Annotated in this window: 12 protein-coding genes; 5 read left to right on the top strand and 7 right to left on the bottom strand. The window is 71.8% G+C overall.

What is annotated here, in order from left to right; genetic code table 11:
• Positions 1 to 183 precede the first annotated feature (183 nt).
• The 3 genes from ACFV9W_RS07340 (at position 184) to ACFV9W_RS07330 (ending at position 3549) form a co-directional block, all read left to right on the top strand.
• The gene (locus ACFV9W_RS07340) at positions 184 to 1137 is read left to right on the top strand and encodes a carbohydrate ABC transporter permease (RefSeq protein WP_385756564.1); all 954 of its coding nucleotides are present in this window, start codon (positions 184 to 186) and stop codon (positions 1135 to 1137) included.
• A 16-nt stretch (positions 1138 to 1153) separates the two neighbouring features.
• Positions 1154 to 2077 (top strand): carbohydrate ABC transporter permease, encoded by a 924-nt coding sequence (locus ACFV9W_RS07335; RefSeq protein ID WP_385756487.1) that lies wholly within the window; start codon positions 1154 to 1156, stop codon positions 2075 to 2077.
• A gap of 74 nt (positions 2078 to 2151) precedes the next feature.
• Positions 2152 to 3549: a GH1 family beta-glucosidase gene (locus ACFV9W_RS07330; protein WP_385756485.1), complete on the top strand. Its 1398-nt coding sequence runs from the start codon at positions 2152 to 2154 to the stop codon at positions 3547 to 3549.
• 70 nt (positions 3550 to 3619) lie between these two features.
• Here the strand turns inward: ACFV9W_RS07330 and ACFV9W_RS07325 are convergent, their stop codons facing one another.
• From ACFV9W_RS07325 to ACFV9W_RS07315, 3 genes are read right to left on the bottom strand one after another with little or no spacing between them, the layout of a single operon-like run.
• Positions 3620 to 4972, bottom strand: a complete 1353-nt coding sequence (locus ACFV9W_RS07325; protein ID WP_385756483.1) for an amidohydrolase family protein — start codon at positions 4970 to 4972, stop codon at positions 3620 to 3622.
• The gene (locus ACFV9W_RS07320; RefSeq protein WP_385756481.1) at positions 4969 to 5457 is read right to left on the bottom strand and encodes a nucleoside deaminase; all 489 of its coding nucleotides are present in this window, start codon (positions 5455 to 5457) and stop codon (positions 4969 to 4971) included. The genes ACFV9W_RS07325 and ACFV9W_RS07320 overlap by 4 nt, the downstream gene beginning before the upstream one ends.
• Complete coding sequence (locus tag ACFV9W_RS07315) at positions 5454 to 6845, bottom strand: purine-cytosine permease family protein (protein ID WP_385756479.1); 1392 nt, start codon at positions 6843 to 6845, stop codon at positions 5454 to 5456. Before ACFV9W_RS07315 ends, ACFV9W_RS07320 begins: the two co-directional genes overlap by 4 nt.
• Positions 6846 to 7143: 298 nt before the next feature.
• Between ACFV9W_RS07315 and ACFV9W_RS07310 the strand changes: the two genes are divergently transcribed.
• Entirely contained in the window at positions 7144 to 8667 is a 1524-nt protein-coding gene (locus ACFV9W_RS07310) for a helix-turn-helix domain-containing protein (RefSeq protein WP_385756478.1), read from the top strand.
• A 9-nt stretch (positions 8668 to 8676) separates the two neighbouring features.
• Here the strand turns inward: ACFV9W_RS07310 and ACFV9W_RS07305 are convergent, their stop codons facing one another.
• Both ACFV9W_RS07305 and ACFV9W_RS07300 read right to left on the bottom strand, forming a co-directional pair.
• Entirely contained in the window at positions 8677 to 8943 is a 267-nt protein-coding gene (locus ACFV9W_RS07305) for a GlsB/YeaQ/YmgE family stress response membrane protein (RefSeq protein ID WP_385756476.1), read from the bottom strand.
• A gap of 133 nt (positions 8944 to 9076) precedes the next feature.
• A complete protein-coding gene (locus ACFV9W_RS07300; protein ID WP_385756475.1) occupies positions 9077 to 9646 on the bottom strand; it encodes a TetR/AcrR family transcriptional regulator in 570 nt (189 codons plus the stop codon).
• Positions 9647 to 9744: 98 nt separating this feature from the next.
• On the opposite strand from ACFV9W_RS07300, the gene ACFV9W_RS07295 reads away from it, so the two are divergent.
• A complete protein-coding gene (locus ACFV9W_RS07295; protein WP_385756474.1) occupies positions 9745 to 10692 on the top strand; it encodes an NmrA/HSCARG family protein in 948 nt (315 codons plus the stop codon).
• 4 nt (positions 10693 to 10696) lie between these two features.
• Here ACFV9W_RS07295 and ACFV9W_RS07290 read toward each other — a convergent pair whose 3' ends face one another.
• Both ACFV9W_RS07290 and ACFV9W_RS07285 read right to left on the bottom strand, forming a co-directional pair.
• A complete protein-coding gene (locus ACFV9W_RS07290; protein WP_385756472.1) occupies positions 10697 to 11830 on the bottom strand; it encodes a M20 family metallopeptidase in 1134 nt (377 codons plus the stop codon).
• A complete protein-coding gene (locus ACFV9W_RS07285; RefSeq protein ID WP_385756470.1) occupies positions 11830 to 13323 on the bottom strand; it encodes an aldehyde dehydrogenase family protein in 1494 nt (497 codons plus the stop codon). Before ACFV9W_RS07285 ends, ACFV9W_RS07290 begins: the two co-directional genes overlap by 1 nt.
• Positions 13324 to 13326 lie beyond the last annotated feature (3 nt).

Below are 13326 nucleotides of genomic sequence, written 5' to 3'. Positions count from 1 at the left end.
CTCTATTCGGCATTGCCCCGGTCGCGGCTCTTTAACACCCCGGCGGGGGGGTAATTTCTGGGGGGGGGTGCCGGTTACGGCCCCTTTGGGGGGGGGGCGGGACCCCCCCCGCCCCCCCCCGCCCCCCGGCCGCACCCGCCCCCGCCGCACCGTTCGCCCGCCAGCCCGCCGCCCCACGGAAGGATCCCGGTGGCCGCCTCAACTCTCGTTACGGACAAGGCCCGTTCCAAGGTGCCGCTGCTGCACCGCCTCGACGTGAAGGGCGCACCGTACGCGTTCGTCGCGCCCTTCTTCGTCATCTTCGCCGCGTTCAGCTTCTACCCGTTGATCTACACCGCCTGGATCTCCCTCCACCAGGTCGAGCTGTCCACCTTCGACGTCATGTCGTGGCGGGGTCTGGACAACTACACGGCGCTGTTCGCCGACGAGCGGTTCTGGAACGCGCTGCGCAACACCGTCACCATCGGCGTGATCTCCACGGTGCCGCAGCTGCTCATGGCCCTGGGCCTCGCGCACCTGCTCAACTACAAGATGCGCGGCTCGACCTTCTTCCGGGTCGCCGCCATCACCCCGTACGCCACCTCGGTCGGCGCCGCCGCGCTCGTCTTCACGATGCTCTTCCAGCGCGACTTCGGGATGATCAACTGGGGTCTCGGTCTGATCGGCATCGACCCGGTCGACTGGGAGAACTCCACCGGCGCATCGCAGACCGCCATCTCCGCGATCGTGATCTGGCGGTGGACCGGCTACAACGCCCTGCTCTACCTGGCCGCCATGCAGGCCGTGCCGCTGGAGCGTTATGAGGCCGCCGCCATCGACGGCGCCAACCGCTGGCAGCAGTTCCGCACCGTCACGGTCCCCGGCATCAGGGCGACGATCGTCTTCACCATCGTCCTGTCGACCATCGGCGCGACCCAGCTCTTCGGCGAACCACTGATCTTCGGCCAGGGCCCCAACGGCGTCACAGGCGGCACCGACAACCAGTACCAGACGCTCGGCCTGCTGCTCTACGAAGAGGGCTGGAAGAACTACCAGATGGGCCGCGCGGCCACCGTGGCCTGGGCGATGTTCCTGCTGCTCGTCCTCGTCTTCGTCCTGCAGCGCGTGATCTCGCGCCTGCGCAACCGCACGCACTGACCGGGGGAGCCACGCCATGACCACCGACACCGCTCCGGTCCGCACCGGCGCCGCACGCCGCGGGGCCGTCGAACGCCCCGCACCCGCCGCCCGCCGCAGGCGCCTGCGGCAGGGCGCGGGCAAGCAGCACCACGCCGGGCCCCTCGCCTACATCCTCCTCGGGCTGACCGCCCTCGTCTCGCTCTTCCCGCTCTACTGGACGCTGGTCGCGGCCTCCACGGACAGCGCCCGGATCTCGCGGACGCCACCGCCGTTCCTGCCGGGACCGAACCTCTTCAGCAACCTGTCCCGGGCCTGGACCGAGGCCGCCATGGGCAAGGCGATGATGAACTCGTTCATCGTGGCCGGCGCCATCTCGCTGTCCACCGTGCTCTTCGCGACACTCGCCGGTTTCGCCTTCGCCAAGCTCCGCTTCAAGGGCCGCAACGCCCTCCTCATGGTCGTCATCGGCACCATGATGGTGCCGCCCCAACTGGGCGTCGTCCCGCTGTTCATGATGATGAGCGACCTCGGCTGGGGCCAGCAGCTGCCGTCCGTCATCTTCCCCACGCTGGTCAGCGCGGTCGGCGTGTTCTTCATGCGGCAGTACTTCGCCGAGGCGCTGCCCGACGAGCTCGTCGAGGCGGGCCGGGTCGACGGCGCGCACTCGCTGCGCATCTTCTGGTCCATCGTGCTGCCGATCGCCCGCGCCCCCATGGCCGTGATCTTCATGATCACGTTCGTGCACGCCTGGAACGACTTCTTCTGGCCGTTCATCGCCCTCGACATGACCAACCCGACGGTCCCCGTGGCCCTGACGCAGCTCAGCGCCGGCTACGTCCGCGACCAGTCCCTGATCATGGCGGGCGCCCTGCTCGGCACGCTGCCGCTGCTCGCGATGTTCATCGTCTTCGGCCGCCAGATCGTCGGCGGCATCATGCAGGGCGCCGTCAAGGGCTGATCAGCCCGCCCGACGCTCTGCCCCTGCGTCAACTCCCTTTCCCGTAATGCCCGTTCATCCCGTAGGAGTCCTCCATGTCATCCGCGCTCACGTTCCCCGCCGACTTCCTGTGGGGCACGGCGACCGCCTCGTACCAGATCGAGGGCGCCGCTCAGGAGGACGGCCGCACACCGTCCATCTGGGACACCTACGCCCGTACGCCCGGCAAGGTCCTCAACGGTGACACCGGTGACATCGCCTGCGACCACTACCACCGCTGGGCCGAGGACGTCGAGATCATGGCCGACCTGGGCGTCAAGGCGTACCGCTTCTCGCTGGCCTGGCCGCGCATCCAGCCGACCGGCCGCGGCCCGGCCCTCCAGAAGGGCCTCGACTTCTACCGGCGCCTGGCCGACGCGCTGCGCGAGAAGGGCATCAAGCCGGTCGCCACGCTCTACCACTGGGACCTGCCGCAGGAGTTGGAGGACCTGGGCGGCTGGCCGGCCCGCGAGACCGCGGAGCGGTTCGCCGAGTACGCGGCCCTCGCTGCCGAGGGCCTCGGCGACCACATCGACACCTGGACCACCCTCAACGAGCCCTGGTGCAGCGCCTTCCTCGGCTACGCGTCCGGGGTGCACGCCCCCGGCCGCACCGAGCCCGTCGCCGCCCTGCGCGCCGCCCACCACCTCAACCTGGGCCACGGCCTGGCCGTTCAGGCGCTGCGCTCCCGACTGCGCCCGGCCGCCGAGATCTCGGTGACCCTCAACGTCCACCACGTGCGCCCGCTGACCGACGCGGCCGGGGACGTGGACTCCGCCCGCCGCATCGACGCCCTCGCCAACCGGGTCTTCACCGGCCCGATGCTGCGCGGCGAGTACCCCGACGACCTGCTGAAGGACACGGCGCCGCTGACCGACTGGTCCTTCGTCGAGGACGGCGACCTGAAGGAGATCAACCAGCCGCTGGACTTCCTGGGTGTCAACTACTACTCGCCGACCCTGGTCTCCGAGGGCGACCCGGCCCACGGCAACGACGGCCACGGCGCCAGCAAGCACAGCCCCTGGGTGGGCGCGGACCGCGTCGCCTTCCACTCCACACCCGGTGACCGGACCGCGATGGGCTGGACGATCGACGCCTCGGGCCTGGAGGAACTCCTCCTCCGCCTCGGCGCCGAGCACCCCGGCCTGCCCATGGTGATCACCGAGAACGGCGCCGCGTTCCACGACTACGCGGACCCCGAGGGCAACGTCAACGACCCGCAGCGCATCGCCTACGTCCGCGACCACCTGGCCGCCGTGCACCGCGCGCTGTCCGCGGGCGCGGACATCCGCGGCTACTTCCTGTGGTCCCTGCTGGACAACTTCGAGTGGGGCTACGGCTACAGCAAGCGCTTCGGCATGGTCCACGTCGACTACCCGACGGGGACGCGGACGCCGAAGGCGAGTGCGCGGTGGTATGCGGGGGTGGCGGCGACGGGAGTGCTGGAGGGCTGACGGAGGGGGCGGGGATGAAGGGGGCGGCGATGAGGGGCGGGGGCTCGACACCCGCCCCGCATCCCCGCCCCTACCGCCCGACCGGAAGCGCCGCCCGCCGCCGGAACAGTTCCTCCGCCGCGCTCTGCGCCCGCCGCCGAACCCCGTCCGTGTCCACGCTCAGCACCTTCCCGCCGGACACCCGCATCTCGCCGTCGACCCACACGTGGTCGACGTCCGCGGCGGATGCGGAGAACACCAGGTGGGGGACGGCGTTGAAGTCCGGGCCGTGGAGGAGGGGAGTGGTGTGCAGGGCGCGCAGGTCCACGGTGACGACGTCGGCGCGCTTGCCCGGCACCAGGGAACCCGTGACATCGTCGAGGCCCAGGGCGCGGGCGCCGTCGCGGGTGGCCATGTCGAGGATGTCCCACGGGTCGCCGGTGGTCGGGTCGAGCGAGGTCACCTTCTGGAGCAGGGAGGCGAACTTCATCTCCTCCAGCAGGTCGAGGTTGTTGTTCTCCTTCTCACCGTCGCTGCCGATGCCGACGGCGATGCCCCGGCGGCGCATGTCGGCGACCCGGGCGGGGCCCGACGACAGCTTCATGTTGGAGCAGGGGCAGTGCGCGACGCTCGTGTCCGTCTCGGCGAGGAGATCGAGTTCGCGGTCGTCGAGCCACACGCAGTGGGCGATCACCGTGCGCGGTCCGAGGATGTCGCGATGGTGGAACTCCTCCACCGGGCGGCGCCCGAACTGCCGCAGTGACTCCTCGACTTCCCACGCCGTCTCGGATGAGTGGGTGTGCAGGCCGGTGTCGAACTCGTCGGCCAGGGCCGCCGCAGCGCGGAACGCCTGCTCGCTGCAGTAGAAGAGGTGTTCCAGGCCCACCCAGGAGCGCACCCGGCCGTGGGCGTACGTGCGGTACTCCTTCAGCAGGCGGCGGTTGGTCTCCAGCGTCTCGAAGTAGTCGTAGCCGGGGAGATCGGCGACGTAGGGGACGAGCGTGGCGCGGATGCCGACCTGTTCGGCGGCGTGCGCGGAGCCCTCCATGTGGCGCCACATGTCCATCACGGATGTGGTGCCCGCGCGCAGCGACTCCGTGTAGCAGAGCAGCGAGGCGGCCTCCGCGATCTCGGGGGTGAGGGCCTTGTGGGCCGGATCCACGTAGTCGCGCAGCCAGTCCCACAGGGACTTGGACTCGGCGGTGCCGCGCAACAGGCCCGAGTGCAGATGGGTGTTGTGCAGGCCGGGGATCACGGCGTGGCCGGTGGCGTCGACGATGTGCGCGTCGGTGGTGGCGAAGGCCTCTGGGCGGTCGACGGCGATGATGCGGTCGCCCTCCAGGAGGACGGATCCGGGGTCCAGGACCGTCCTCGTGCCGTCGCAGGGGATGACGATGCCGTTGTGGATCAGTGTGCGAGCCCGCCCGTGGTGTGTGTGCGTCATGCCCAGAACCCTTCGTGGACCGAGGACGCCTCCGCGTGCAGGCAGGGGCCGACGACAGTCACCTGCCGCTGCCCGGCGGCCAGCACCTGCCGGCAGGGCAGAGCCATCGTCGGGTTCTCGGGGTTCGCGCCGGTCAGGGCGAGGAGTTCGTCCTCGCCGAGGGCGTACGCGACCCGGCCGATGCCGCTCCAGTAGACGGCTCCGGTGCACATCGCGCACGGCTCGGTGGAGGTGTAGAGGGTGGCGCGGGCGAGTGTGTCGCGGTCGTAGGTACGTGTCGCCAGGCGCACCAGGTTGGTCTCGGCGTGCCCGGTGGCGTCCCGCTCCGAGACGACGGTGTTGCCCGCCTCCAGGACCTGCTCGCCGTCCAGGACGAGCAGCGCGCCGAAGGGATGGTTGCCGCCGGCGCGGGACTTCGCCGCCGCGGCGATGGCGGCCCGCAGGAAGGTCTCGTCCTGCGTGGTGGGCGCGGTGGTGATGGTCATGCCTGGCTCCTCAACTTCTCGTGCGGCGTGGCTGGTTGGGGTCGGTCGGACGCGCGGGGACGCGGACACACCACGGTGTACGCGGTCCCCGCCACCGCGAACCCGACGAACAGGCCGAACGGACCGAGCACCGGATGTGCCTCGGCGAGCGGCCCCGTATAGAGGGACTGGTTCATGAACGGCAGCTCGGCCGCGACGGCCAGGAGCACACACGGCAGGCCCCGGCCGAAGCGGTGCCGGGTGTCGTACGGATCGGCGAGCGCGCGCCGCCCGCGGCCCCAGTACGCGACGATCATCACCGCGCCCCACGGCGCCAGCCAGTAACCCGTCATCAGCAGGAAGTCGTTGAGCTGCGCCGCGAAGTCGCCGTGCCCCGCGTACCAGGCGAGCGCCGTGCCGAGGCCGCCGACGACGAGGACGGACACCCAGCGGGGAATGCTGAACCCGGCGACGAGCGCCGCCATCGCACCGGAGTACAGGTCGATGACCGTGGAGGCGAGCGTGGACAGGAGCAGGCACAGCAGCACGACGGTGCCGAGGGCGTGCGGCAGCAGGCCGCTGACCATGGCGCTCGGATCGTCGAGCGCGCCCACCGTGCCGAGGGCCGCGCCGAGCGAACCGATCCACACCCCGGCGAGCGCACCCCCGCCGCCCGCCGCGAGGAACACCCGCCGCGGCGAACTCTGCGCCGGCAGATAGCGGCTGTAGTCCGAGGCGTACGCGGACCAGCCGAGCACGCGCGCCGAGGTCACGGCGACGACCAGCAGGAACGCCGAAGCCGAGCCGTCGGCCGGTGCCACGGGAGCGGTCGCGTGCGCCGCGCCGAAGCCGTACACCGACATCACGGCGAACACCACGACCAGAACCACGGCCAGGACCCGCTCCACGGTGTGGATCAGCCGGTACCCCACGACCGCGATGCCGAGCTGCGCCACCGCCATCAACGCGAGCGCGGGCCCGAAGCCCATGCCCGTCAGATCGCGCAGGATGAAGACACCGAGCAGCGAGTCGACGACACACCAACCGACGCCGTTGACCACGGTGAACGCCGCGGACGGCAGATTCCCGAGCCGGCCGAACGGGCCGCGCGACTGGACGAGTTGCAGCACACCCGTCAGCGGCCCGCGCGTCGAGAACAGGCCGACCAGCGCCGAACTGAGCAGCGTGCCCGTGACGATCGCGAGGACGGCGGGCAGCAGGTCGAGGCCGAACACCGAGGTCGACAGGGCGCCCACGCTGAGCGTCGCGAACTGCACGTTCGCGCCGAACCACAGCGTGAACAGCGACCAGGGACGGCCGTGCCGCCGCGTGAGCGGCACGGGTTCGGCTCCCAGGCGTTCGATGGCCGAGGGGCGATCGGAGGTGGGACGTTCGGGGGCGGCGCGCATGGTGGGCTCCTCACCAGGACAGGACGGGAGTACGGAGCGGGGTGGTGCGGGTGTGCGGGTGCGGGTGCAGGTGCGGGACATGCGGCTCGTCGCGCGACTCGGTCGATGCGTGAACCGGTCGTCGCGTGTCTCAGTGAACCGGCGTCGCGGCGCTCGCGGGATTGCAGATCTCTCCAGACGAGCGGCCCATTTCGCGCGGTGGGCCCGTACTATGCTCCAAACCCCTTGCACGCCGGTGTGCATGCCTGTAACACGAGTCGCCCGCCCCTCCCGTGGGCGGTGCGGAGGAGGCCGACCGGTGGAGCTCGCCGAACTGCTCGCGATGCCACGACTCGGGCTGCGGTCCGTCGTGGCGTCCCCCGTCGAGAGCCCGCGCATCCGGGGCGTCTACACCACCGACCTGCCCGACCCGGGCCGTTACCTCGACGGCGGGGAACTCGTCCTGACCAGCACCACCTGGTACCACGAGCCGCGCGACGCCGATGTGTTCGTCGCCGCCCTGGCGGGCGCGGGTGTCGCCGCGCTCGTCGCCGGAACCGCGGACGTCGGCACAGTGCCCGTGCCGCTCGCCGACGCCTGCACCCGGCACGGCCTGACACTGCTCACCATCGACGACGACGTGTCGTTCGCCGCGCTCACCGAGACCGTGCACGCCGCGCTCGGGGGCGGCCACCGTCGCGCGCCTTCCGTGAACCTGCACCGCGGACTTGTCGCCAGCATGGCCGCGGGGGAGGGGGCCGAGGGACTCATCGACGTGTTCGCGCGGGCCACCGGCGTGTGGTGTGCGGTGCTCTCCGCGACCGGGGCGCCGCGCGCGGGCGGGGTCCCCATGGTGAGCGAGCGGCAACTCGCCCGCGCCCACCACGACGCACTCGGCGCGGGCGGCTTCCCCGCCGTGCGCACCGTCTCCGGCCGCGGCGAACTCACCCTGTTCCCCGTCGAGTCACCGGCCGCGCGCCGCCCGCCCTCCGCGTATCTCGCCTCCTTCGGCGACTACCGGGACTGGGCGCCGGGCGTGGCCGACGCCGCGTGGGAGGTGTGCGCGCTGCTCGCGCTCGACGGCGCCGCGGCCCAGGAGCGCCGCCGCGTCGAGGCGCGCTTCCTGCGGGAGGCCGTCGACCTGCTCGCCGCCGGCCGGGAGGAGGCGGCCGCCGCCCGGCTCACCAGCCTCGGCCTCGACCTCGGCGCGCCGCTGAGCGCCCTGTACGTGCGCACCACCGGGGGCCCGTACGGGGCGGAACTCGCCGCCACCGTCCTGGAGGACGTCGCCGAACGGCTGCCCGGCAGCTCGGTGCCGATACCCGCCGAGGACGGCTCGTACCTCATGCTCGTCCCCGAGGGCGAGCACGACACATCAGGCGCCGCCGAGCGGCTCGCCCCGCTCCTCGCGGACGGTCACGCCGCCATCGGCACGGGGGAGCCGGCCACGGGCACGACCGGCCTGCGCCGTTCCCTGGACGAGGCCCGCAACGCGCTCCGCGTCGCGGTCCTCGAAACCGGCACCGTACGCACCGCCGACACCGGTTCGCTCTCCTCCTACCAGCTCCTGCTCGCGGCCGTCCCCGACGACGTGCGCCGCTTCTACCGCGACCGCCTGATCGGCGTCGTCGAGAACTACGACGCCGCGCACGGCAGCGAACTCGTGGCCACGCTCAGCGCGTTCCTCGATGCCTCCGGCTCGTGGCAGCGCTGTGCGGAGCAACTCCACATCCACGTCAACACGTTGCGCTACCGGCTCCAGCGGGTGGAGCAGCTGACCGGCCACAGCCTCGCCACTCTGCGCGACCGCATCGACTTCTGCCTGGCGCTGAGCATCGGGTGAGAAGCCGTGTCAGTCCCGCGAGTTGCCGAACAGCACCCGGTAGCCGATGAGAAGGACGAGCGAGCCCGCGATGGCGGCGATCCACGTGGGCAGGTCGAAGAAGTCCTTGGTGATGGGGCGGTCGAGGAAACGGGACGACAGCCAGCCGCCCACGAAGGCGCCCGCGACGCCGATGAGTGTGGTGCCGATGAGGCCGCCCGGATCACGGCCGGGGAGCAGAACCTTGGCGATGGCTCCGGCTATGAGGCCCAGGATGATCCAGCTGATGATGCCCATGAGTTGGTCGTTCTCCGTTCGCGTTCGTACCTTGCTTGTTTGCGCAACTCTATAGGTGTGCGCGGGTGGGTACGGAGTCCCATGGGCTTCGGGTCGGCGGTACGGTCGGCCGGGCTGTGCCGGTCTGTGTCGGTCAGTGTCGTTCCGGGCTGATCCCCGCCACCGCGAGGCCGAGCAGTGCCTCGGCGCGGGCGGTGGGATCGGGGTGGTGTTCCGTCGCGAGGGCGAGGCCGACGGCCAGCGTGATCAGGTCCTCGACCGTGACCCGCGAATCCACCGCGCCCTCCCGCGCGGCGCCGCGCAGCAGCGGCTCGCCCGCCTCGATCAGCGCCGCCGCACAGGAGTTGCCGCCTACGGGATCGTGGTCCGCGTCGTACGAGAGCGCGGCCGCGAGCCCGCGCGCGGTGACGCAGTAGGCGAGCACCTCGCCCAGCCACTCCAGTAGCGCGCCCCGGCCGTCGTCGTCGCGGGTGTCGAGTTCGTGTGCCCGTGCGCACAGTGTCTCGATCCGCTGCTGGGAGACCGCTTCCAGCAGTGCCCGCCGGGTCGGGAAGTGTCTGCGTACGGTCGCGGAGCCCACCCCGGCCACGCGCGCGATCTGCTCCAGCGAGGCGTCCGCGCCGTGTGCGGCGACCTCTTCCTCGGCCACGGTGAGGATCCGCTCGTAGTTGCGCCGGGCGTCGGCGCGCTGCCGCTCGACCATGTCATCAGCTCCAGGATTGCTAAACGGCGGGGTCCGCCATATCGTAGCCGAGCAGAAGTGGCGGGCCCCGCCGTTTATCTTGTCGAGGGAGTTCACTCATGTCTGTTCCGCATGTCGATCCGACGCAGCTTCATGACCCCGTGCTCGTCACCGGCGCCACCGGGCGGCAGGGCGGCGCCACCGCCCGGGCGCTGCTGGCGGCGGGCGTCCCCGTACGCGCCCTGGTCCGGGACCCCGGCACCGAACGGGCCCGCGCCGTCGCCGCGCTCGGCGCGCGGCTCGTCACCGGGGATCTCCTGGACCGTGGCTCCGTGACCCGCGCCGCAGAGGGGGCCCGCGCCGTCTTCTCGGTCCAGATGCCGCTCTTCACCAAGGAGGGCGTCGACTTCGACAACGAACTGGCTCAGGCGGCCAACCTCGTCGACGGTGCCCGTGCCGCCGGCGTGGAGCAGTTCGTGCACACCTCCGTCGCCGGCGCGGGGCAGCACACCGAGGTGCCCGGCTGGGCCGAGGGGCACTGGGACTTCATGGCACCCGCCCTCGGCACCAAGGCCGCCATCCAGGACCTGGTCCGCAAGGCGGGCTTCGCGCGCTGGACCCTCATCAAGCCGGGCTTCTTCATGGAGAACCTGCTGCCCTCCATGGCCTACCTCTTTCCGCACGGTATCGACGGCGGCCTGATCACACTCATCAAGCCCGACACCCGGCTCTCCCTCACCGCGGTCACCGACATCGGCACCACGGCCGCGGCCGCCCTGACGGACCCGGACCGTTTCCACGAGGTGGAGCTCGAACTGGCCAGTGAGTACCGGTCGATGGCGGAGGTCGCCGAGATCCTCAGCCGCGTACTCGACCGGCCGATCACCGCGCCGGACCTGACCCTGGAGGAGGCGCTCGCCGCCGGAATGCCGCCCATGGGCGCCTCCGGTGCCTTCATGAACGCCGCGAGCCAGCCGGGCCGCCCGGAGTTCGCGCGAGCCCTGGGTGTTCCGCTGACCAGCTTCGAGGACTGGGCGAGGGACAACCTGCGTCAGTTGGACAGTTAGTCGGTCACTTGGTTGGTGCGGTCGCCAGCGCGACGTCGATGGCCGTCCACGCCATGCCGGTCGCCCCGTCGAGCACGGCCCGGTCCGCCGCCGGTGTGACGCACGCGGCGGTGAACTCCGGCTGGTGGTTGACCGCGGGCGCGCAGTCGAGGCCGAGCATGGGGTGGATGGTCGGCACCACATGGGAGACGTTGCCCATGTCGGTGGCGGCGCCCGCGACGCTGCTCGGCAGTTCGGGGAAGCCGCGGCCGAGCGCCGTCGCGTTGGCGACCCACAGGTCCAGGAGTGCCTGGTCCGGGCGCAGGTCGGCGTAGTCGGGGCCGACCGGCACGGTGGACAGGTCGCAGCCCGTGGCCAGTGCGCCGGCCTCGAAACAGCGGTACACCCGCTCCGTCAGCGGTTGCAGTGCGTCCAGGGTGTCGCTGCGCACGATCCAGTGACCGCGGCTGGCATCGGGGATGACATTGGCGGCGGAACCGGCCTGCGTGACGACGCCGTGGATCCGGTCGGAGGCGGCGGTCTGCTGGCGCAGCAGCCCGATGCCCACTTGGGCGAGGGTCATGGCGTCCGCCGCGTTCACGCCCCGTTCGGGATAGGCGCCGGCGTGTGCCGGCTTGCCTTGGTAGGTCACGTCGAGCTGGGTGACGGCCAGGCCCGGCATCGCCGCCATCTCGACCGCGGCCGGGTGCACCATCATGGCCGCGTGCACGCCGTCGAACGCGCCGCGTTCCAGCATCAGCACCTTGCCGCCGCCGCCCTCCTCGGCGGGCGTGCCCAACACCCGTACGGTCAGGCCGAGTTCGTCCGCCAAGGGGGCCAACCCGATCCCGGCGCCGACCGCCGCCGCGGCGATGATGTTGTGGCCGCAGGCGTGTCCGATGTCGGGCAGCGCGTCGTACTCCGCGCAGATCGCGATGTGTGTCGGACCGGTGCCGATGGTCGCCTCCACGGCGGTCGGCAGGTCGCAGTACCCGTGCCGGACCGCGAACCCCGCGTCGCTGAGGGCATCGGCGACCCAGCGGCTGGCGCGATGCTCCTCGAACGCCAACTCAGGGTGGGCGTGGATGCGGTGGGACAGGGCGATCAGGCTGTCCTCGGCGTCACGAATGTGCCGTGCCGCGGTCTCCTTGGCGGCCATCACCGGGCCACCGCCGGGGAGTTGGCGGCGATGTGTACGGCGGCGGGCCGGGTCGCGGCGTCGTACGCGGCGCGTGCCCCGGTGGCGCCCATGCCGCTGTCGCGGGCGGGTTCGTAGAGCCGCTCGGGGCCACCGCCCTGCCACTGGTTGACCCAGACGACACCCACGGGCAGGTGTGCGGCCGCCGTGATGTGCTCGGGGTCGTCGGTGTAGACCGTGGCGGCGAGGCCGTAGCGGGAGGAAGCGGCGCGGGCGAGGCCCTCCTCGAAGTCGGCCACGACGGTGACGGGCGCCACCGGCCCGAACGTCTCCTCGGTCATCACCAGCATGGTGTCGTCGACCCCGGTGAGCACGGTCGCCGGGTAGAAGTAGCCGGGACGCTCCGGCACGGCCCCGCCGGTGTGCACGGTGGCGCCCTTGGTGACGGCGTCCTCGACATGGCGCCGTACGGTGTCGCGTTGCCGGGCGTCCACGAGGGGGCCGAGCACGGTGGCGGGGTCGAGGCCGTCGCCGATGGTGAAGGTGTGCGCCGCGGCGACCAGGGCCTCGACGAACGCGTCCGCGATCCGCTCATGGACGTAGATCCGTTCCATGGAGGTGCAGATCTGGCCGGTGTTGATGAACGCGCCGAACGCGACGGCCTGCGCGGTGGCCACCGGGTCGACCCCGGCGTCGACCACGACGGCGTCCTTGCCGCCGAGTTCGAGCACGCAGCGGTGCAGGCGTCCCGCGGTCGCCGCCCCCACGGCGCGGCCCGCCGCGACCGAACCGGTGAAGTGGACGAGTCGTACGTCCTCGTGCTCCGCCAGCGCCGCGCCGGTGCGGCCGTCGCCGAGAACCAGGTTGAGCACGCCCGGGGGCAGCCCGGCGAAGGCGGCCAGCTCGAACAGCCGCACCGTGGAGAGCGGGGAGCGCTCCGAGGGCTTGACCACGACGGTGTTCCCGGCGGCGAGCAGCGGCCCGAGCGCGCCGAGGACCATGGCGACGGGGAAGTTCCACGGGGTGATCACGGCGGTGACACCGAGCGGATGGCGGACGATGTCGGTCCGCCCGCCCGCCGGGCCCGCACTCCCACCCGTACTCGGACCGGTCACCGTTTCGCCGAACGGGTAGGTGAGTGCCTGGTCTGCGGCGGCCTTCAGCCCGGCCACCGCGCCCTCGACGAACGTGTGCCCGATTCCGACGGGCTTGCCCATCTCCCGGCATTCCAGTTCGGCCAGTTCCGCGGCGTGGGCGGCGATCGTGTCGGCCCAAGCGTGCAGGTGTGCCACGCGCCGCGCCACGGGGAGCGCGGCCCACGCGCGCTGCGCGGAGCCCGCCGCGGCCACGGCGCGGTCGACGTCGGCGGCGCCGCTCGCTCGGAAGCGCGCGATGGCCTCCTCGGTGGCGGGGTTGACCACATCGAAGGCCACGGCGGGGACGACGGCGTCGTCCCCGCCGGCCGGAACCGGTTCCTCCCACCGGCCGCCGATGAAGTTCTGGAGGGTTTCCATGGT

Origin of the sequence: Streptomyces sp. NPDC059897 (assembly GCF_042730865.1) — a bacterium.
Classification (GTDB): Bacteria; Actinomycetota; Actinomycetes; order Streptomycetales; family Streptomycetaceae; genus Streptomyces.
This window is presented reverse-complemented; position numbering and strand designations above follow the sequence as displayed.

Excerpts from the sequence above, each read along its gene's own strand:
- ACFV9W_RS07335 (WP_385756487.1), top strand. The coding sequence starts at position 1,154 with ATGACCACCGACACCGCTCCGGTCCGCACCGGCGCCGCACGCCGCGGG.
- ACFV9W_RS07330 (WP_385756485.1), top strand. The coding sequence starts at position 2,152 with ATGTCATCCGCGCTCACGTTCCCCGCCGACTTCCTGTGGGGCACGGCG.
- ACFV9W_RS07325 (WP_385756483.1), bottom strand. The coding sequence starts at position 4,972 with ATGACGCACACACACCACGGGCGGGCTCGCACACTGATCCACAACGGC.
- ACFV9W_RS07320 (WP_385756481.1), bottom strand. The coding sequence starts at position 5,457 with ATGACCATCACCACCGCGCCCACCACGCAGGACGAGACCTTCCTGCGG.
- ACFV9W_RS07315 (WP_385756479.1), bottom strand. The coding sequence starts at position 6,845 with ATGCGCGCCGCCCCCGAACGTCCCACCTCCGATCGCCCCTCGGCCATC.
- ACFV9W_RS07305 (WP_385756476.1), bottom strand. The coding sequence starts at position 8,943 with ATGGGCATCATCAGCTGGATCATCCTGGGCCTCATAGCCGGAGCCATC.
- ACFV9W_RS07300 (WP_385756475.1), bottom strand. The coding sequence starts at position 9,646 with ATGGTCGAGCGGCAGCGCGCCGACGCCCGGCGCAACTACGAGCGGATC.
- ACFV9W_RS07295 (WP_385756474.1), top strand. The coding sequence starts at position 9,745 with ATGTCTGTTCCGCATGTCGATCCGACGCAGCTTCATGACCCCGTGCTC.
- ACFV9W_RS07290 (WP_385756472.1), bottom strand. The coding sequence starts at position 11,830 with ATGGCCGCCAAGGAGACCGCGGCACGGCACATTCGTGACGCCGAGGAC.
- ACFV9W_RS07285 (WP_385756470.1), bottom strand. The coding sequence starts at position 13,323 with ATGGAAACCCTCCAGAACTTCATCGGCGGCCGGTGGGAGGAACCGGTT.